Consider the following 18,703-nt stretch of genomic DNA (forward strand, 5'->3'; position numbering starts at 1 on the left):
TGGTCTTGCCGAGGCGTGCACGACTCGAGCGGGCCCCTGGGTTTCCTTGGTTCTGGGTGGCCTTCCCCGTTACGTGCCTCGTGGTCGCCGCCGCGGTAGGCGCTTTCACTGCGTGGCCCCATGCAGTGAGCGGAGTGAGGAGTTTCTGGTGGGATCTGTCCACCCCGGACAACGCACACGGAATGCAATTCCTGTCGAGTGAGCAGTACCACCGGTTTGTCACGATGGGGAGGGCGAGGCAGGTGCTCCCCGTAGTAGCCGTAGCGGGGATCGTCTGGTGCGTCTGGACGTGGCGTCGAGGACGCGTGTGAGTCAGACCGTCTCTGGCATGGCGCGCTGCAAAATCCATTCCGTGTCGCAGTCCCGACAATCCCGGCCTCCGATAGAGGAACCAGCACCGGGACGAAGTGGTGCCCCAGCGCGGCCGGCCGGAGTCGGGTCGTTCCGTATGCGGATCCGCTTACGGAACGGGACCGAACAGCCGCCGGCATACGCACCACTTCGTCCCGGTGCTGGTTCCGCTTTCGGACGTCGACGATTCTCGTTGGAGCTCGCACAGCGATGGTCTGGTGGATTCGTTCTCACAGCAGTGACATCGTCGATACGCTGCTTTGAAGATCGCCGCTTTCATGCGCTTGGTGGGAGGGACCTGGATGGCGGAGCAGACCTCCATCGCTGTGGTGTCCCTCTCAGGTACACCTGACAGCTGGTTCGGGCACGGAGAGTGGGGTGCCCGAGCACTGGATATCCTGGGTGAACCCATCCCCGATCGTGCGCTGGCCGAGCAATTCGCCAGCGAGAAGCAACTGCCACTGGAAGACCGGCGCGCGTTGCTGATCCGCAGTCGCGACTTGCCCGACTGGCGGCGCCCACCCAAGCCTGCCGAGATTCCCACCGCTACCGACGATCATCAGGTGACGATCTACCAGCGGGAGGGACTCGATCTCGGTGTCGGAAACTTCCGCGTCTACGACCGAGGGATCCTGTTCCGCATCGAAGCGCTCGAGCCGGATCCGGTAGGAGACGTCCGCCCCGGCGCCGACGTGATGAACTTCAGCTACAGGCTCCGGCCGGACCAGCCTCATCGCCTCCGTCTGCTCGTATACGCCGAGCCCGGCGGCACTCTGCTGACCAACACCGCCCATTTTGGCGCATTCCCGGACGACCCCGACACACTGTGGCTCGCCGGCGGGATCAGTGGCAGCGGCCGCCGAAACCCTGGGATGGCGACCTGGGGCGAGTACTTCCTCTCCCCGCGACCGATCAGTTCGTCGCTGACGATGATCGTGTCTTATCCGGAGTTCGACATCCCACCGAGCGGGGTCGTGATCACCTACCCCTGGTGAACAGTGGGCGGCTGGCACATCTCGGCCGTCCACCCGCGCGCACTACCTCTCGGGATGCTGACACTATGGATTGATGGTGAAGTTCGTTGAAGGAGTAAACCCAGACGATCCCGGGGTGGCCAGGATCAACTATGCAATAGGGTTCGAACACACCCCCGAGTTCGAAGCGCATCTTGAGCGCCTACAAGCGCGCAAAACCGCCGAGGAAGCCCGGCTCGCCGCCCGGAAAGATGTTCCGGCCAGACGCAAGCCCCCAGGTAACAATGACACCCTGGTCTCTTGGTCCGATGAGGAAGTCGTCTTTGCTCAGGATCAGAACCGGGATGTGGAATTGATTTTGTCCCGCCTGCGGGTCTATCCCACTGGGATCCGCTTCGATCTGATCGCACGTGAGCAAGATGAGGGCAAGGCCACGTTCATCGGCGAACGAATCAATCTCACCCATCGCATCCGCCGACCCTTCAAACACCGCATCTACCTAGGAATCGTGCTTCCGGACGGCAAGATCGTCACCAACAAGAAATGCACCCCGCCCCAGGCCCCAGAGGATGACGACCTCACAACACCCTGGTTGTATGGCGGTAAGAGTTACAGCCGTCAATCCGAAACGGGGGCCACGTACTTCCTGAGTCCCAGACCAGAAGACTCCAGTGAGCTCGTCTTCACGATTGCATATCCAGAGATCGGGATTGACCGCGCATCTTCGATCGCACTGGATTGCACACGCTTCACGCGCTCAGACACATAGTCCCGGTCTGTGCTCCTCAACCGGTCGGGCCTCCAGGTTCGAACCATGACTGGAGAAGAAGTGAGCGGCCGTCCAGTTTGTTACCAAAGTGACATCTGTGACTGCTGAGTAAATAGCGAACGGTTGGTTTAGGTTGCTAAAGAGCGACGGGCCCGCCGCTGACCGAAGTCCCCTCAGAGAGACAGGTGTCAGATGGCAGTACGCACACGAGGGTGGAATTTGTCACGGGCTACGAGCAATCGCGCCATTTGGCTTGCTCCAGCTCTTTCGATCGTCCTGGCAATAAGCGGTGGCGGTATAGCTTCTGCTGCGCCAGATGCACCGACGACTACACCCGCAGTCCCTGTTGCACCGAACATTGAAACGGGCGTCGAGCCTTCACCGCCGCTGCCAGTTTTCCCCGGACCACCGACCGAGCCCCCGAATCCAACAGCTGACGAAGAGACCCCTCAGACGCCAGTACCGCCACCGGATCCTGCTCCGCAACTGGGTCCCGCTCCGCAACTGGGTCCCGTTCCGCAGCAAATTCCGGTCATTCCTTCGGACCCGACTAATGACCCGGACTACCCCCCAACGAACTTTCCTGTCAGAGGCTCACTGGTTCCTGATTCGGCATGGAAAGACATGAACACTGAGCTCCTTTCCTACCTCAAGGTCGAAGGCGGGGGATATGAGCTGACGGATAGGTTGACCTTTAAATTCAGGGTCACGATGACGTCGAAACGTCCAGTCGTCGACTGGACGTGCGTGTATTCACCGATCACCCAAACGTTCCCCTACCTCGACTATGACACGCATCTCACGATGTATCTCCTCGTGAACGGCGTGATGATGGATTTCCAAAACAGTGATCCATTTTCATGCAACAACCCCGGAACTTTCCAAATAGATAACGACGTCAACTATGCCGGTCAGAACATCGAAGTCGCAGTTCGTGCCTGGTCGGCGAACCTCGACGACGATTACCAAACATCTGGGGTAAAGACCGCAATGTTCCACTGTGATCCGCTCGATCCCGGCGAGGAAGTTCCGGCACAAGGTGAACTTTGCCGGCGCTCGGAGGACTAGCAAATCGGGTTCATAGGAATACACTCGAACTGGAAAAGGCTGCTAATGACTAGAGTGTCTCGACCAAAGTTCTGGATAGGCCAAGGCATAGCCGTGGCCTTAATCTTTCTTGTCTGCCCCGCTGTTACGACCGCCCAGCCGACAACTACAACGCCGACCACACCGCCCAGCTCGAGTAGCACCACACCACCAACCCTCCAGCCCGAGACATCGTCGGCCGAGGTCCCGGCGCAGCGGGTTACGCCGAGCGCGTCCACCAAGACAGCGGAAGTCCCTCCGGCGACCACTCCGGCGGCCCCTTCCACCCCGAACCCGAGCTCGGTTCAGAGGAGCGAAGCCACAACACCACCGGCATCGAGCTCAGAGGCGGTGCCGACCGACGGGAAGAAGATTCCCTACACAGGCAAGCCAACCGAGAACCCCAACGCGACCATTGTCCCGGGCAAGATGCGTTCGGATCGCGAAGAACTGCCCGAGGGTTACACCAAGGAAGACGCCGACAAAGCCGAGATGGCCGAGGCAAGAATTCTGGCGGAATCGAAGTCGCGGAACGCGCGCAGCAGTACCACAGCCACCAACGCTATAGCTGCGGCCGCCCCCACGGACTGCATGACCTACTTCCCCGAGTGGAGGTACCAGGTCTGCGGTGCGATCCGGGTCAAGTACGACTCTCTCGGTGGCTCGACCAGTTTCCTTCTTCTTCCCACCAGCAACGAACTGGTCAATCCCGACCAATTCGGACGTCGCCAAACCTTCGTCAACGGACCGATCTACTGGTCCGCCGCCAGCGGCGCGCATCCCGTGGTCAACCACTTCTTCGCAGCCTGGGCGCGGAAGGGCTACGAGGGCGGCTATATCGGCTATCCGACGACCGATGAGATTGTCAATGCCGACGGCGTTGGGCGCCGCCAGGAATTCCAAGGCGCGGCCATCTACTGGAAGCTTAACGAGGCCTACTCGATCGGCGGCGCAATCCGATCCAAGTGGAACACGGTCGGCGCTGAAACCAACAGCGGCCTCCTCGGCTATCCCACCTCCGATGAGAAGGTCCTTCCCGACGGTCAAGGCCGGATGAACAGCTTCGAACGAGGCGCCATCTATTTCCACCCATCAACCGGCGCCCAGATAATGACGACTCCGTTTTTCACCAAGTTCGGATCGCTAGGCTTTGAGACAGGTCCACTGGGCTATCCCGTGGCTGGTGACCTTCCCAACTCTGACGGCAAGGGGCGGCGGCAACAGTTCCAAGGAGGCTGGATCTATTGGCATCCCGTCATCGGAGCTCAGTCGGTACGCGGTCGTATCTTCGAGAAGTGGGCGGAACTCGGCTACGAAAACGGACCCATGGGCTATCCCATCTCGGATGAGCTGGCGACCACCGCTGGATTCACCTCGGTCGGGCAAAGGATGAGCTTCTTCGTGGGAGGTGGACTCATCTACAACGGGCCGACCAACACAGTAATTCGGGCCGACCGTGTCAACCCTGGCCAACCTAACTGACCCCTCGAGTTCCCTGGGACATCCGCGCCAGAAGCTCCGCCCGTCGACCTCGGTCCTGCTTTAGCGGGAAGCCGTGCTCACGGCAGGGGCCATCGTCATAAGCCCTTTCCGCCTCCGCCGACTGGCGCAGTGCCGTCCGAGGTATCGGGGGGAAGGGCAGCAACATCAGCCGATTCAGACCCCAGGGGCGGTAAGGATCGAGAACACTAGCCTGTTGCCGTAAGCGTGAGGGTGGGCGGAACCTACTGGGTTCCATCCACCCTCACGCGGCGCCGCGGTCGGGAACGGTGCCGTCGGATTTCAAGCCGGTCGCCGCCATTACCTGCGACGAATGGCTCGCGAATTCGGTTGCCGCTGATCTCACCGGGAGTTTTGCCGAGCACCGATGGGAGGGTGACTTCGCTGCGGCTATCGACAAGCTCAATGCCCCGTCTGAGGGCCAACGTCTGGATCAGAACAGTTGTGGAACGGCGAGTTTGGCACCGATACCGGACTTGTGGTTGATCGACGCGCACGGTCGCGCACTACGCCCGTCCTACCCTGTCGACGACTGTGGATTCCTCAAGATCGGTGGACTCCGCGAAATCGAAAAACTAGTCCAGGTCGATCGGATCGAACACTACGTCCGCCACACGCCGGATTCGCTGCAACAGCTGATGGGATGCAGCACGCGGCGAGTGACGCCAAAAATCGGTAATCAGCGCCTCTAGCCGACCAGTACTGGGTCGGCAGCGCAGTTTGTCGCTACACCACCGATCCGGACGGGACTATCATCCAGGACAGCCCGGGGCCGACGTTCTTCTCACTCCCGCCGGCGACCGAGTGTTCGTCGGACGCGAGCCTCACGGCCGGCACGACAGTGACACTAGCGGGGCCAGAGTATGTCGAACCGTTGCCGGTACTCATTGAGATCGATGGATGCCGCCGTGTACTCATTGACGAGCACATCGCCCTGCAAGCGTCCGAGGACGTCATCACGCAGGTCTCTTAGCTGGCAATCGGTCGTTGAGTCAGCCGCTTCTGATGGGTGACCCGTAGGCGGAAGCCTGACCGGAGCATTCCGCTAGAGGTTCCTTGACCGGAAGCTCCCGACCTGTTGCTGTCTCGTAGAGGTGGTCCGCTGACCGTTTCCACAGCGGGGCGGTAACCGGGGCACTCGAACGTCCCTGGGTCATGCCGGCTCGCGGCGGTCAGTGGTGATCGGTTGATCCGATTTTCGGGCATATGCGCCGCGCGGGGTGGAGCGGAGCAGCGCAGTACCTGCGGGTGTCGGTGTGGTGTGTCACACTCGAGGCATGGAGGGGGCCAACAAGTTTGCGCGTGAGGTGATTGCCTTACTGCGTCCCGTACTACCGGCGCCGACGCTCGATCACGTGAGCTTCTCACTCGAGACCGGTCAGGTCCACCAGGCGCTGATCGAAGCGCTGGGCGGGGCGGTCAAGCACGAGGTGACCGTTCCGGCCCGTGTGGTCGAGACGGTGCGGGAGCTGCTGGCGGAGGGGTCGTTGCGGCGCCGCGATGCCCGTGCGGTGCACCGGATGCTGCCGCGGCTGCGCGTGGACACCGCCACCTGAACTCCCCGGCACCATCCGCATGGCCACACGGGATGGAATGCGGCGGCCGGTCACTGGGTGCGGCGCCGCCGCTTCGGTATGTCGGTGCGGGCGCCCTGGCCGGGCCGGTTGTGCGCCCATTCGATGATGTCCGAGCGCTTCCACAGTGGGGTGCGGCCGATCTTTTCTACCGGCGCGGGCGCTTGGCCGCGTGAGACATATCCGCGGAAGGTCGAGATGGAGAGCTCGGTGCCGGTTTCCTCCTTGATCAGGTCGATGACTTGGTCGGTGGTGAGGCGGTGCGGGCTGACCATGTTTCTCAGACCTTCCCGTCCGGGTCGGTAGTGGTGAGGGGTGTAGACCGGCCACGCCGCGACGTCGGCGCCGAGTGGCAAAGGTGGCGGCGTGCCGGTGCCGCGCCGGGTGAGGTGTCCATGCCCTAGACCCTACAACGCCGTGCTGTAACGAACCCTTCCGTTCGTGTCGTGGTGCGGTGGTATGCCCTCATGATGACAACCATGCAACGCCGAATTGTGACGTATGGGGCTGAGGGGTGGGGTGGAATGTCGATGAAGCAGTGACACTCACACCTTGCTACATTACAATGTAACGATGCAAGGTAAGTGACGGAACATCTGCAGTGCAGCGAAAGAGGGACTTCGATGGTTCAGGTAGTGAATGCAGTCCCGGCGGAACCTGCGATCGGGGACATGGTGTCGTGGACGGTGCGTCTCGGGGTGTATGTGGTGACCGGGTGCTCGCGGGGGTCGGTGACGTTGATGCCAAGGCAGAAGGGGTCGAGAAGAGCATCCGGCTCGGCGCCGCCCACCGGGCCCGCGGCGATGCCGAAGCCGCTCGCGGTGTTCTTCAGGCCATCGCGGACGGCCGGTTCTGAATCCCGCCGCAGGGGCAGCAAGATCCAGAAAACCCGTTCTAGCTGCGTAGATGACACGTCCCCCTTTCATGAAAGAGGCTGACATGCCCGTACCCGTAGACCATGACCTCACTGAACGCGCTGTCCGCGTCATTGACCGCAGCGGCTGAGGGACCAGCGCCGCCTACCCCCAGATCCGCACGGTCATTCTCACTTGGGTCTGCCCGGTCTGCCATGGGCCGCGCGGTATCCCGAAGAGCCATAGGTTCCACGAGGACGGCCACTGGCTGACCTGCGATCGCTGGGACAACCCGTGCGGGCACCTCGACCTGTACACCGCGGTCCTCGCCGAAGCGCGGGAGCCGCACCCTGCCGGGCCGCGACCGTGAATGCCGCCCTGTTCGACGAGTTCGGTGAGCCCGAGCTTGACGCGTATCCGCCGCTGCCGGCAACGGATCCACGGCTCGCGGAGTTCTTCCGCACGCACAATGTCGTCCCACCCGTCATGCTGGGTCGCTGCATCGGCCGGAGCGTGTGGTCGAAGACCGGGGCCGATCCGCAGACCTGCACCGGCGCCTACCGCACCCTGATCGGTGTGCGGACGGAGCCGTGCACCGAGTCACCGCGCGGCGGCACGGTGTGGATTCTGCGTCTGCGCGATGACGACGGCATCGAACACGACAGCCCGCGCTACACCAGCAGCAACCACGTCGCGGTGCTGCGGTAACCGCACCGGCACTCCCACACGGGCACTCCCGCACCCACAACCCCACGTGTCTGTGGGCGCGCCGACGTGCGTACCCGGTGAATCCGGTTACTAGGCTCCTGCTCGCGGGCGTACCGACCGCCTCGCGGCCCTTGACGAAAGGACTCGGCCCCACCCTGGCGGGCCGGAACACACCATGACCTCTCTGACACGCGGGGCGAACAGCCCGATCGACACGGCCACCACGACGGTGGAGGTGACCGGCGCCCGGCAGGGAACGGTCGATCTGTTCGTCTTCCAGCTCGGCGCCGATCTGAAGGTCCGGACCGACGCCGATCTGGTGTTCTTCAACAACCCCAGCACCCCGGAAGGTGCGGTCACCCTCACCGGCGGGCAGGTGACCTTGCACCTCGCGGCAGTGCCCGCGGCGATCGACACCCTCGCCGTGGCCGTCGCACTCGATGAGAACGTGCCCGGCAGCCTCGCCCAGGTCCCGGGCCTGTCAGTAACTCTCACCCAGGCGGGCGGAACCTCGTTCGCGATCCCGGCGGAAGGCCTCACGACCGAGCGGTCCGCGGTACTGCTCGAGGTGTACCGGCGCAACGGGTCCTGGAAGGTCCGCAACCGGTCGGCCGGCTGGAGCGGCGGACTCGACGCCCTGGTCACCGAGCACGGTGTCAGCGTCGACGAAACCCCTGCACAGGCACCCGAACCCGCACAGTCCGCTGTCGCGGCGGCGACTTCGGCGACCGTCGACGGGGAGGGGGTGCGGACGGTGCCCGGCGAAGCGACGCTCTCCCTGGTCAAGCGGGAGAAGCTGAATCTGCAGAAACGGGAGGTCGCGAAAGTCCTCCTGCGCAAGGGTGCCGCCAGCCCGGTCGGCCGGGTCGTCCTGGTCATGGACAACACCGGGTCGATGTCCAAGCGGTACCGGTCCGGTGAGGTCAAACGCATCATCGAGCGGATGGTGCCGGTCGCGACCCAGCTCGATTCGGACGGAAACCTCGAGGCCTACGCCTACGCCCAGCGGTTCGTGAAGCTGCCGGACGTCACCGTCGCCGACGCCGACACCTGGGTGAACACCTATGTCCACCTCCGTGGCCGCCACGGCGGTATCGATTTCGATGCGATCGGCGGCACCAACAACGAGATCCCGATCATGGAAGAGATCATCGGCACCCTCGACAAAGCCACTGCGGTCCCGACGTTGGTGCTGTTCTTCACCGACGGCGGATTCAACGCCAGGGCGCAGATCACCGCCCTGATGCGGACAGCCAGTGCGTTGCCGGCGTTCTGGCAGTTCATCGGAATCGGCAAGTCCAGCTTCGGGATCCTCGAAAAACTCGACACCCTGACCGGCCGTCTCGTCGACAACGCCGGGTTCTTCGCGGTCGAGAACATCGACAAGCTCACCGACACAGCCCTGTACGAGCTACTCCTCAGCGAGTACCCGGACTGGTTACGCGCGGCCCGGAAAGCCCGCGTCCTCAGCTGATCCCGTTGTCCCCAAATGACATGGCGCGATTGCGAAATAGGTAATCTACCTGCGCAGATGACATGTCCCCGGCGGTAGTCTCCTGCGATCGGTGTTCGCGGCTCTCGGGTATGCTTGCGGGGCGGGGGCGCCGCCGGCTGGTTACCGGCACCAGTGTTCCTCGCCCGGCGTGGCAGACGCCAACTGGAACGTTTCCGTCTGCCACGCCCCTCTACTTTCCGCGGTCGGTCCGCCCGCCTACACAGATCCGGGGGAGATGCAGAGTGGGCTACAGCGCCAGCCCGGACGGCCCACCGGCACACCTCGACCCCGAGCTCGGGCAGTCGAGCTCGCCGGCGGTCAAACCGGTCGGCTACCGCACCGAAGCAAGTCACCAGGACCGGGCGGCGGAACGTTCCTCGGCCCGCGAGCTCGACGACATGGTCGAAGACAGCGCGTTCACCCGGGCCCGCAAGGACCTCGAGCGCGCCTTCCCCAGAGCTGCCGTCACCGACGTCTCGGCGCGTAAACGCCGGCAGCTACCGATCCCCGACTCGATCCGGATCCCACCCTCGGCGCGGCAACGCAAGGCACGCTCGGTCACCAAAAACATCGCCCAGACACAGCTTCCGGCCGTCGGATACAAGGCGGTGCACACCCTGATCAGCGATACCGATCATTGGTCGCAGCTCGGCACGGCGCTGAGCGCGGCCCGCGGGGACGCCCAGCACCTCGACGAGAAGACCCGCACCCAGGTCCAACGCATCGACCGGGCGATCCAGACCGCCGAACGGGCCAACGACCGCGGACACGTCCTCTACTGCGCGGCCCGGCTTCCGCACGCAGTGCCCGCATCGGGGACGAATCTGCCGGCCGCGCTGCAGCAGGGTTCGATGCTCGACTTCGACCGCTTCACCATGACCACACACGCTGTCCACCAGCTGGACGAGACGATGACCGAGCACGACGTCGTGTTCGAGATCGAGACGGACCGGGGCATGTACCTGGGGCGCTCGGACAAGGTCGACGACACCGCGCACCTGCTGCCCCGGGGGATGCGGTTCGAGGTCGTCTCCGCAGGACCGGGGCGCTACCGTCGACCGGACGGCACGATCGGACGCCGCATGATCGTTCAGCTACGCGATATCACCGGAGTAGGAAAGGTCAGCTGATGGGACTGTTCACCGATGGAAAAGGCCGACCCGAACTCGTGGTCAACCCCGACATCATCCTGGGCCGCGCCGTCTACCGGCCCGTCGACGACAGCCCGGCCGCCGAGCCGGTGGAGACGCCGAAGCAACGCGCCCGCCGGGAGCTGAAGAAACGTATGACCGAAGAACGTGAGCGGAAAAAGAAGACCGGAGACGTACCCACCGAAGAGGGGTGACGCCTCCGGCTCATCCAGTGCATCTGCAGTGCCACTGATCGTAGCTTTGCTGGAACATCCCACGCCATTTCACCTCTGTGCGTGCCATGGGTAGTACGCACAGAGGTTCCGTCGTTGGTTCGAACCCGCGTCGTTATGCCAGGCGGAGGCGAGCGATTCTGCGCGCCCGGCACACCACCGGCTCCACGCGGATCTCTACTGGTATTTCTGAATTCCGATCACGAATGCCAAAGCGGCCACCGCTTGCTCCGGTCCAGGCATCGCGAGATCCGCCTGGTCGCCTACCGGCCGAGCCACCTCATGAATTGGCTGGTGACGGAACCGTTAGGGTCATCGTGGGGGATGGGAGACGATGCGTTAATCCGTCCCGGAAACTTCGCCTTCTGTAGGCCGTGCGCCCAGGAGTTCGATGTACTTCTCCGCCATTCCATACAGGAGATCCCACGCCACTTGAATGCCCTGCAGGAGGTCCTCCCCTTGCGGGTTCCAGAGAGTTACTTCCCGGCCATTTGCATCAGTCCCGCGGGCGGTGGTCATCTCGGCGGCCCAGCTCAAACCGTGTGCATGGGCACTCATTGTCCGCCAGACACGCACTACTTCTTGTTTTGCTCCAAAGTCCTCGTAGTACTCCTGTGCTCGGACCAACTTGGTGGCCTCACCGATCATGGACGTGTCGGTGGGCTTGTCGGTGACGCACAGAAGCGCTTCCTTCGACATATCGGCTGCGGCCCCGATCCGTACGGCGTCCATCTTGACGTCCTCAAGGCGCGCCGTAAGTCGTTCAACCGCGGCGGACGCCGACTTGTGCCGCGCGTTGTAGACGGCGTGCTCCGGCAGGTCAGGCTTGTCTTGCCCCACCAACTCACGAGCGGCGGTCCGCTCGTTCTTCAGCTCGTGGTAGGTGAGGTTTAGCGTCCGTGTCTGGCGAACGATCGAATCATCCGAGGCGAGAAGCCAACCCGCAAGTCCCGCCGCCGTGATCGCGGATCGAACGAGGGTAAACGTCGCAAACGCCGTGATACGCGAGCTATTCAATACCGACGTAGCGGCAAGGTGCAGGTGGTCCAGCGCATTCAGCCCGACCACGGTCACCGCGTCGCGCGGGGATCGGATAGTGAGCACGCCTTCTTCCGCCGCGAACGCGCTACCCGGCCGGGGACTCGAATGGTCACATAACAGGTCCGCATATTGATTGATCGCGGGGACAAGTCGTTCTAAATGCTCTCGGGTCTTTCCGTCGATCAAGTGCAGGCGTTGGGGAGTGGCGTCTTCAGTCATGGCGGCCAGGCTAATCGGCCGGTAACCCGGCACGAGCGGCACCAAGAGTCCGCCCGGTCGGTCAGAGTTTCGCCACCGCGTCGTCCTGCCGCCGGACAAGCGGGACCTGTAGTCGGCCGGCGGGTCGTCAGCCTGGTTAGGTCATGTGCCGGATTCTCGGCAACGCGTCCGCGAGTTGTTCGTACAGCTGTGGCCAGCCGCGGCGCAGCCAGGTCAACCGGCCGCGGTCGAGATGGGCGCCGTCGATCAGGTGCGAGAGGCGGTGCTGTGCCGGCGGCACGCCGATCCTTGTGAGAACGTCGTAAACCGGGTTGACCGGTAGCTGGTTCCGGGAGATGTGGGCCCAGACATCCTGGGTGGTCCAGTTCCAGATCGGCCCGTAGGCGATGGTCCCGTCGGTGCGGGTGATGATTCCGTCGCGTCGGCCACCACGGGTGTAGAGGTGTCGGCGGCCGGCGGACTCGTCGGCCCGCACACCCCACAGCTCACCGGGGCCGAACATTTCATGCGCGCGTCGGGCCGGGGCACCGATCAGGATGTCGTGGAGATCGATCCGGGCATCGGCATGCGGGGCTGAGTGATCCCACAGCCCAGAAGCAACCAGAGCGTCGAGGAGCGGCGGCTCGGCTGCGATGACGTGCAAGTCGAGCTGCCACGCCACGGCGAGCTCACGGATGTAATCGTAGGTTTCGGGGTATTCGAGTCCGGAGTCGAAGAACACCACCGGCACATCCGGATCGGCCCGGCGCGCGAGGTCGAGCGCAACAAGTGAATCTTTTCCGCCGGAGAACGCGACATACCCGTCGTGATGGGCGAGATGGTCGCGGATCCGGGTGCCGATCTGTTCAAGCGAGGACGGACCGGATCTGGTCGAGGCCTGCCGCATCCCTCGCAGCGTTGCAAGGTCGAGTCCTGGTTCCGGTGTTGTCACCACGTTTCCGAGGCTACTGGTGCGCAGTCGTGCCCCACCCCGCGTTGCCGCCGTGTCCCGTGGATGCCGACAGGGGATGCGTCGGAATTCGCGCTCGCTGAACTGGAATGGGGCAGGTCGTCGCCCGCAACTCAGGTAGCGACGTGTCGGTCGTGACCGATAGCGTCCTGCGCGACAACTCAAAACGATTTCGGGAGGAGATCATCGTGGGGGAAGTAGCAGTCAATCATTTCAGCGACTGGTCGCATTGGCACTGGATGCTGTGGACATTGATTCTGATTGCGGCCGGAGGACTGTCACTGGTCGCATTGTCCCTGGCCAACTCGGGATCGGAAGCGGAGCGGTCGCACGGAGACGGGTTCGGTTGGTTCGCCGCAGCGGCCGGGTCAGCTTTGCTGGCGTTCATCGCCTTCACCGGTGCGTTGATCAATATCTCCAGACATCTGCCGGGCTTCAAATGGGCCATATTCGCGGTCATCGTGGCGGTCGGTGTGACGGCATTCGCGCAGTTTCGCGTGGTGGAGGCAGAGGCCGGAGATCGGGCTCACCCGTGGCTCTGGCGGAGTGCGGCGATCGCCACTGCCGTCGGTGGTCTCATCGCAATTGGGTACGACGGCCTCAACCGTGTGGCCGCCTGGATTCCCACGACGATCGGCGTGGTGCTCCTAGGTATCTTTGCCGCAGTCCTCTACGCGTCGACCCCTTCACGGACACGGTGATACCGGCCGCCGGACAAGGGTAGGGAGCGGGTCGGGTGTGATGGTGCACCTGACCCGCTTTCTTTTTGGTCTGGTGTAGATGGGCGTGCGTTCGAGTTTCACGGTGTGGGTGACCGTGCCACCCGGACCGCGCCCGGCACGACCGCGGTGGGCAGGTTACGGTGCCGGCCATGACGATCACCGCTGTTGCCGACGTGGCATTGGCCGCATTCACGGCGGCCGAGGGACCCACCGAGGTCGCCACACCCGATGACCGGGAGACCGGGTGCGCGCGCTGCGGCAGGGTGACCGCGGTGATGATCCCGGTTGGGAGGGTGATCTCGCGGCGGTTCACCGGGTTCGAGTCGTGGACGAATCTCGCCGGCCGCCAGCTGTGCGAAGTGTGCGTGTGGGTCTACCGGCACCGTCCGCTGCGCACCGAAGCGCATATCGTCACGCGCACGCCCGTCACGCTGACACCCGCAGGCCCGCAACAGCTGCGCCAGGTGCTCTCCACCGTCGTCGACGCGGACACCGCGGTTCTCGTGCCGCTGCGGCCCGGCCGCAAACATGTACTTCCCGATGCCCGGTGGGGGAAGGTCACGGTCGACGACACGGCCCTGAGCTGGACAGCAGCGGATGCGGTTCGGCTGCAGGTGGTGCGCCGCCTGCGGGCACACGGCTTCTCCGAAACCATGCTCCGCGATGACAGTCCGGCCTACTCGGTCCTGAGCCGGGTCGTCGCCGACCAGTGGCCGCAGGTCTTCGACGACTGGAACCATCTCACCCCTTGGCATCACGCCGGGCCATGGTTCGACGTGGGGTTGCGTGCCAGTCGATAGAGGGCATCCAGTCGCGCAGGATCTCGTCAGCTTGTAGATACCGATGTCGGTCAGTCCGATTGGGCCGGGCATGCTGAGCGTGTGACAGCTATCGAACAGGATTTATTGCGTCCAGACCTGTGGGACCTGCTCTTGCCAGCTATCAGGGCTGCACGCGAGGCCGGACGCGAGTACGCACGCAGCGGTCGGCACGTTCCAATGCAGCCCTTGATCAAGTATGCGGAGAGCGACGCGGGTTGGCCTCTCGTCTCCTCCGATGGGTTCCTCGGGGGTCCGAAAAGTGACCGTGTGGACTGGACGGAGGTCTTCGGGCTCAGCGGAGGATTCGGCACGACCATTCCGGTCTCGGAAGTTCCCCGGTTGGCCGAGGCTGTTCGGGAGGTCAGTCGTCGGGCAATGGACGACGACGAGCTGATGCGAGGCGTCAGTCGTCTCGCACCGCTGATGGACGGGAAGACAAGAGAAGAGAGACGGGAGCAGGTTGAGTTCGAGACTGCCGCGAGACTGGTTGGCAAGATACTCAACCGAGCGGACGCTATTGATGCCGAGACGGATGAGGAACTCCGGTCAATTTACCAACAGATCGAGAGGGCACGATTCAGCAAGAAGCTGACCGGCGACGTGATCGTCCCTCTCGTAGCGGTGTCCTTCGACACCGATGAGCCAGTTCACATTGATAGCAATGCCTGGATCGAGCAAATGACCGAAGCAGACCACCGAGCCCGCGCGCTGCAATGGATGCGGCAGGATAACGTGTCACCATACGTCGCCGCCGCCGCCACCCACGCCGTTGTCCTGCGAGACGTCCAGTTCACTAATGTCGTGCATTCCTGGCCGCCAGGCCAACTGCCTTCCGAAATCTCGGATGACATCGCACGTGCGGTGGCGGAAGCCGTCTATATCGTCGCCGAGGTTCCCTCCGGCCATGCTCAGATCCTTATTCGACCGCGGGATTGGGCCACCGAGTGGAGGCTGGACTTGCCACCGCTGTGGTCCGCGTGGACCGGGCGGGCGTATCCCGAGGACTTGATGACTGATCGAGCATGGAATAAGGCGAGAATCCCTATCCCGAAAGCCGAAATCGACGAAATAGTACAGATCGCGAAGGCCCTAAAGACCGCGCCCAAAAACGTATTGATCGCGGCTCGTCGCTGTCGCCGTACCTCATTCCGAGACGACCCCGAGGACATCGTTCTGGACGTGGCCATTGGGATTGAAGCACTCGTCGGTAAGGAAAAGGACGCTTTGACGCACCGTATGGCCCAGCGAGCCGCTGTCGCGCTGGCAGACCGCATCCCACCGGGGGACACTTACAGCCTGGTAAAGCAGTTCTATGGCATTCGATCCAGTATCGCTCATGGGGTGTCGCCAAAGAATTGGACTCTCAAGCTCGGTAATGACCAATTTGGTGCAGTCGATGCCGGCAGGTTCATACTCCGCTATCTGCTTCGGAGCTTGCTGTCGACCGACAAGCCATGGGATGCCGCCTCATTAGACGCGCGCATGCTGGAGCGATTAGAACCACCCGAGGGATACCCCTCCACCGAACCGGATGAGGAGTGAAGAAGCAATACCGCACCCTGGTGATCTACTCGCGGGCGCGCAGAACCCTCCATCGCTACGCGAGGGCTGGCATCTGCCCGGCGCACAGCAGTGTGGCCGGTGCAGGGTGAGCACGACTCCGTGCCGGTCACCGGGTGCGGCGGTCATCTGTGGGGACGCCCTGTTCAGTTCGGTGGGCGACTCGAGAAATCCCGCGTAATTCTCTACGCTCGGCAGCAATGAATACCTCGGGGGAGAACACGATTTCGGTGACCGACCGCTGGCTTGCGGCGGTGCCGCAGTTGCCGGCCTTGTTGGATCCGGCCGCCCGTGTGGCGGAGCGGTTGATGTTGCTGCTGCACTACGGAGTGGACTGGTCGGAGGGGAACTGGGTGGCCGCCCGCCGCGGTGACTACTGGGACAACCTGCTGCCCACCCGGATCCGGTTGGCCACCTACAACAGTGTGAATCTGCACCAGTGGTGGACCGCCTCGGCGGCCCGGCTCGGCTCGTCCCCGCGCACCGACGAGCAACGCGCCGAGCTGGCCGTGCTGCTCACTTACGAGCCGCGGCCGGTGCTGCAGGTGATGCGCGATCAGACGACCGCGCTGACCTTGCGGACCCGGATCGTCGCCGACGCGGTCCGCGCCGCCCGCACCGAGCACGGGGTGGCGTCGTGAGCGTGTCCCGGGTGTGGGAGATCGAGATGACCGCGAAATCCCCGATCTCGCACCGCGGGGAGCTGATCGGCACCACCGCGATCGGCCGGCGGATGAAGATCCTGCAACAGGATGGGTCGGTGGAGTTGGTTCCGGTGATCTCCGGCAACTCGTTTCGTGGGGTGTTGCGCCGGATCGGTGAGGAGCTGCTGCGCGATGTCCTCGGTTACGAGAACCAGCTGCCCCTGGCGGTCGCACATACCCTCCGCAACGGCGGCGCGATCGTGAAAACCTCGGCGGAACCGGTCACCGGGCGGCGCCTGCAGCAGCTGCGGGAGCTGATCCCGCAGATCAGTGTGTTCGGCGGTGCGGTCGGGGCGGCACCGATCGACGGCTGCCTACGGGTCGGGCATGTCGTGCCGATCGTCACCGAAGCCGCCCCGATCCTGCGGCGGCAGTATCCGGGCCCGTTGCCGTCCCGCTTCGACATCGAGGCCCTCGAGTCCTATTCACACCTCGACGACGTCGCCACCGGCCGGAACCTCACCGACCCCACCGACGACGGTTCCGGTTCCGGGTCCCCGGTGATGCGGTACGACATCGAAACCCTGGCGCCGGGCACCCGGTTCGAGTCCTGGGTGCAGCTGAGCCGCGGCTCGGACCTCGATCACGCCTTCGCCGCCGACGTGCTGACCGAGTTCACCCGGTCCGGCTGGCTGGGTGGGCGGACCGGGATCGGGCACGGCCAGATCGCCACCACACTCACCGAACCCGCTTCGGGTGGCCCGGTGGTCGATTGGCGGGAGATCGTCGCCGCACGACGCGATGAGGCCGTCGCGATGCTGCTTTCCCTCCCGGCATGACTCCCGCGGTGACCGGGGAAGGCATGGTCCCGATGGTGGTACGTGCCCGCCTGGCCGGCGGCGTTGCGCACGGTGTGCCGTGGGGCATCAGCCTCGACGGCCTCCTCGCCTCCGAAGTGCGCGAGAACGTCAAGGCCGCCGCCCGCGCCGCTGGCACCGACTACCCGCCCTACAGCTCCGATACCGTGCCGGAGGACCTGGAGTTGCCGCTGGCCCGCTGCACCGCCGGTGGCGGCGGCGAGCACTGGCATTGGGCGGCGACCTTCGCCTACCCGGAGGACGAGGTCCCGGGCCCGCACGTGCAGTACTGGTCGGCCCGCCCGGATCAACAGGCCCTCGCCCACATGTCGGCCGCGTTGCCGGCGTTGGTGTCCGAGCGGCAGGGCCGCTACCGGTCTCGGGTGATGCCGCTGCCGCTCACCATCTGCCGGAACTTGGTGTGGCGGGCGGTCGGCGACCCGGCCGCGGTCGCCGATCTCCTCACGCCGATCGTGTCGATCGGGAAGAAACGCAGCGCCGGCCACGGCCACATCCTCGACTGGACGGTCACCGAGCACCATGGCGCTGACCGGTGGGAGCACGGGCACCTGCACCCCGATGGCACCCTCGGCCGCACCGCCACCGCGGCCTGCCTGCACGGTCGGGAGGTCCGCACGGGTGGGGACGGGCAGATGGGGTTGCGGCCCCCGTACATGCATCCGGGGATGCGCCGTCAGGTGTTTCTGCCGGCCCGCTGATCTCCCGCCAAGCCGCGACTGAGGGGACGTGTCATCAGTCCAGGTCAGGGCAAATGTTTCGCGCATTCCACGTCTGCCTGTGACGGCGCCGATGTGGTGGTAGCGCTACTCTCGCAGGACGGTTCGGAGAAGGGGGCGTAGTTGGTGTTCGGTTGGTTTCGCCGCACACGTGCCGGCGACACGGTTCCGCGGAGGCGCGAGGACAACGGGTATCAGCAGAAGGCGGAGAAGGCGGTGGCCGCCGCGCTGAGCGGTGATTTGCGCGAGGAGTACCTCGCCGCGATCGCTGAACGGTCGGAGTTGCTGAAGGAATTCGGCGTCGGGTGGATTTACGAGTGCACACGTGACTTCTCCCAGCGTGACCCGGTACTGCTCTCACCGGAGGAAATCCGTGAGCGCACGGCACAATTACGCCGCACGTTCATTGCCGGACGCACCACCCGCTCAGCACTGAGAACCCAGCAGAGACGGCCCGCGATCACCCCCTGAAGGAATCT

21 protein-coding genes are annotated in these 18,703 nt (G+C 64.1%); 17 read left to right on the forward strand and 4 right to left on the reverse strand.

All coding sequences use genetic code 11. The features are described from left to right. Positions 1–653 precede the first annotated feature (653 nt). From JQT59_RS35955 to JQT59_RS35980, 6 genes are all read left to right on the forward strand, one after another. Complete coding sequence (locus JQT59_RS35955) at positions 654–1,346, forward strand: hypothetical protein (protein WP_249354713.1); 693 nt, start codon at positions 654–656, stop codon at positions 1,344–1,346. A gap of 73 nt (positions 1,347–1,419) precedes the next feature. Then, positions 1,420–2,094 (forward strand): hypothetical protein, encoded by a 675-nt coding sequence (locus JQT59_RS35960; RefSeq protein WP_213578528.1) that lies wholly within the window; start codon positions 1,420–1,422, stop codon positions 2,092–2,094. 624 nt (positions 2,095–2,718) lie between these two features. Continuing rightward, positions 2,719–3,162: a hypothetical protein gene (locus JQT59_RS35965; protein WP_213578530.1), complete on the forward strand. Its 444-nt coding sequence runs from the start codon at positions 2,719–2,721 to the stop codon at positions 3,160–3,162. A gap of 369 nt (positions 3,163–3,531) precedes the next feature. Further along, complete coding sequence (locus JQT59_RS35970) at positions 3,532–4,662, forward strand: LGFP repeat-containing protein (protein ID WP_249354714.1); 1,131 nt, start codon at positions 3,532–3,534, stop codon at positions 4,660–4,662. Positions 4,663–4,949: 287 nt separating this feature from the next. After that, complete coding sequence (locus tag JQT59_RS35975) at positions 4,950–5,372, forward strand: hypothetical protein (RefSeq protein WP_213578534.1); 423 nt, start codon at positions 4,950–4,952, stop codon at positions 5,370–5,372. Between the two features lie 585 nt (positions 5,373–5,957). Then, positions 5,958–6,236: a hypothetical protein gene (locus tag JQT59_RS35980; protein WP_213578536.1), complete on the forward strand. Its 279-nt coding sequence runs from the start codon at positions 5,958–5,960 to the stop codon at positions 6,234–6,236. Between the two features lie 50 nt (positions 6,237–6,286). On the opposite strand, the gene JQT59_RS35985 is transcribed toward JQT59_RS35980, so the two are convergent. Further along, complete coding sequence (locus JQT59_RS35985) at positions 6,287–6,529, reverse strand: helix-turn-helix transcriptional regulator (RefSeq protein WP_105419015.1); 243 nt, start codon at positions 6,527–6,529, stop codon at positions 6,287–6,289. Between the two features lie 353 nt (positions 6,530–6,882). Next, positions 6,883–7,167: a hypothetical protein gene (locus JQT59_RS35990; RefSeq protein WP_213578537.1), complete on the reverse strand. Its 285-nt coding sequence runs from the start codon at positions 7,165–7,167 to the stop codon at positions 6,883–6,885. 307 nt (positions 7,168–7,474) lie between these two features. On the opposite strand from JQT59_RS35990, the gene JQT59_RS35995 reads away from it, so the two are divergent. The 4 genes from JQT59_RS35995 (at position 7,475) to JQT59_RS36010 (ending at position 10,656) form a co-directional block, all read left to right on the forward strand. Next, the gene (locus JQT59_RS35995; RefSeq protein ID WP_213578539.1) at positions 7,475–7,816 is read left to right on the forward strand and encodes a hypothetical protein; all 342 of its coding nucleotides are present in this window, start codon (positions 7,475–7,477) and stop codon (positions 7,814–7,816) included. A gap of 175 nt (positions 7,817–7,991) precedes the next feature. Continuing rightward, complete coding sequence (locus tag JQT59_RS36000) at positions 7,992–9,290, forward strand: vWA domain-containing protein (RefSeq protein ID WP_213578541.1); 1,299 nt, start codon at positions 7,992–7,994, stop codon at positions 9,288–9,290. Positions 9,291–9,553: 263 nt separating this feature from the next. Next, entirely contained in the window at positions 9,554–10,441 is an 888-nt protein-coding gene (locus JQT59_RS36005; RefSeq protein ID WP_213578543.1) for a hypothetical protein, read from the forward strand. After that, entirely contained in the window at positions 10,441–10,656 is a 216-nt protein-coding gene (locus JQT59_RS36010; RefSeq protein ID WP_213578545.1) for a hypothetical protein, read from the forward strand. Before JQT59_RS36005 ends, JQT59_RS36010 begins: the two co-directional genes overlap by 1 nt. 357 nt (positions 10,657–11,013) lie before the next feature. On the opposite strand, the gene JQT59_RS36015 is transcribed toward JQT59_RS36010, so the two are convergent. Together JQT59_RS36015 and JQT59_RS36020 are read right to left on the reverse strand one after the other, a co-directional pair. After that, positions 11,014–11,934, reverse strand: coding sequence for a hypothetical protein (locus tag JQT59_RS36015; protein WP_213578547.1), 921 nt, complete (start codon positions 11,932–11,934; stop codon positions 11,014–11,016). Positions 11,935–12,070: 136 nt separating this feature from the next. Continuing rightward, positions 12,071–12,868: a phosphoadenosine phosphosulfate reductase domain-containing protein gene (locus JQT59_RS36020; RefSeq protein ID WP_213578549.1), complete on the reverse strand. Its 798-nt coding sequence runs from the start codon at positions 12,866–12,868 to the stop codon at positions 12,071–12,073. Between the two features lie 203 nt (positions 12,869–13,071). Between JQT59_RS36020 and JQT59_RS36025 the strand changes: the two genes are divergently transcribed. The 7 genes from JQT59_RS36025 to JQT59_RS36055 all read left to right on the forward strand — a co-directional run bounded on the left by JQT59_RS36025 (position 13,072) and on the right by JQT59_RS36055 (position 18,695). After that, a complete protein-coding gene (locus JQT59_RS36025) occupies positions 13,072–13,584 on the forward strand; it encodes a hypothetical protein (RefSeq protein ID WP_213578551.1) in 513 nt (170 codons plus the stop codon). Between the two features lie 170 nt (positions 13,585–13,754). Then, the gene (locus tag JQT59_RS36030; RefSeq protein ID WP_213578553.1) at positions 13,755–14,405 is read left to right on the forward strand and encodes a hypothetical protein; all 651 of its coding nucleotides are present in this window, start codon (positions 13,755–13,757) and stop codon (positions 14,403–14,405) included. A gap of 288 nt (positions 14,406–14,693) precedes the next feature. After that, on the forward strand, positions 14,694–15,968 hold the full coding sequence (locus JQT59_RS36035) for a HEPN domain-containing protein (RefSeq protein ID WP_213578555.1): 1,275 nt from the start codon (positions 14,694–14,696) through the stop codon (positions 15,966–15,968). A gap of 218 nt (positions 15,969–16,186) precedes the next feature. Then, on the forward strand, positions 16,187–16,627 hold the full coding sequence (locus tag JQT59_RS36040) for a hypothetical protein (RefSeq protein WP_213578557.1): 441 nt from the start codon (positions 16,187–16,189) through the stop codon (positions 16,625–16,627). Continuing rightward, positions 16,624–17,469: an RAMP superfamily CRISPR-associated protein gene (locus tag JQT59_RS36045; RefSeq protein WP_213578559.1), complete on the forward strand. Its 846-nt coding sequence runs from the start codon at positions 16,624–16,626 to the stop codon at positions 17,467–17,469. The genes JQT59_RS36040 and JQT59_RS36045 overlap by 4 nt, the downstream gene beginning before the upstream one ends. Further along, entirely contained in the window at positions 17,466–18,206 is a 741-nt protein-coding gene (locus tag JQT59_RS36050; protein ID WP_213578561.1) for a Csf3-related protein, read from the forward strand. The genes JQT59_RS36045 and JQT59_RS36050 overlap by 4 nt, the downstream gene beginning before the upstream one ends. Positions 18,207–18,347: 141 nt before the next feature. Then, a complete protein-coding gene (locus JQT59_RS36055; RefSeq protein ID WP_213578563.1) occupies positions 18,348–18,695 on the forward strand; it encodes a hypothetical protein in 348 nt (115 codons plus the stop codon). The last annotated feature ends 8 nt before the right edge of the window (positions 18,696–18,703 follow it).

It is taken from the genome of Rhodococcus sp. USK13, from assembly GCF_018343855.1.
GTDB classification, from domain to species: domain Bacteria; phylum Actinomycetota; class Actinomycetes; order Mycobacteriales; family Mycobacteriaceae; genus Rhodococcus_F; species Rhodococcus_F oxybenzonivorans.

Excerpts from the sequence above, each read along its gene's own strand:
- JQT59_RS36030 (WP_213578553.1), top strand. The coding sequence starts at position 13,755 with ATGACGATCACCGCTGTTGCCGACGTGGCATTGGCCGCATTCACGGCG.
- JQT59_RS35955 (WP_249354713.1), top strand. The coding sequence starts at position 654 with ATGGCGGAGCAGACCTCCATCGCTGTGGTGTCCCTCTCAGGTACACCT.
- JQT59_RS35985 (WP_105419015.1), bottom strand. The coding sequence starts at position 6,529 with ATGGTCAGCCCGCACCGCCTCACCACCGACCAAGTCATCGACCTGATC.
- JQT59_RS36000 (WP_213578541.1), top strand. The coding sequence starts at position 7,992 with ATGACCTCTCTGACACGCGGGGCGAACAGCCCGATCGACACGGCCACC.
- JQT59_RS36010 (WP_213578545.1), top strand. The coding sequence starts at position 10,441 with ATGGGACTGTTCACCGATGGAAAAGGCCGACCCGAACTCGTGGTCAAC.
- JQT59_RS36040 (WP_213578557.1), top strand. The coding sequence starts at position 16,187 with ATGAATACCTCGGGGGAGAACACGATTTCGGTGACCGACCGCTGGCTT.
- JQT59_RS35980 (WP_213578536.1), top strand. The coding sequence starts at position 5,958 with ATGGAGGGGGCCAACAAGTTTGCGCGTGAGGTGATTGCCTTACTGCGT.
- JQT59_RS35965 (WP_213578530.1), top strand. The coding sequence starts at position 2,719 with ATGAACACTGAGCTCCTTTCCTACCTCAAGGTCGAAGGCGGGGGATAT.
- JQT59_RS36015 (WP_213578547.1), bottom strand. The coding sequence starts at position 11,934 with ATGACTGAAGACGCCACTCCCCAACGCCTGCACTTGATCGACGGAAAG.
- JQT59_RS36050 (WP_213578561.1), top strand. The coding sequence starts at position 17,466 with ATGACTCCCGCGGTGACCGGGGAAGGCATGGTCCCGATGGTGGTACGT.
- JQT59_RS35960 (WP_213578528.1), top strand. The coding sequence starts at position 1,420 with ATGGTGAAGTTCGTTGAAGGAGTAAACCCAGACGATCCCGGGGTGGCC.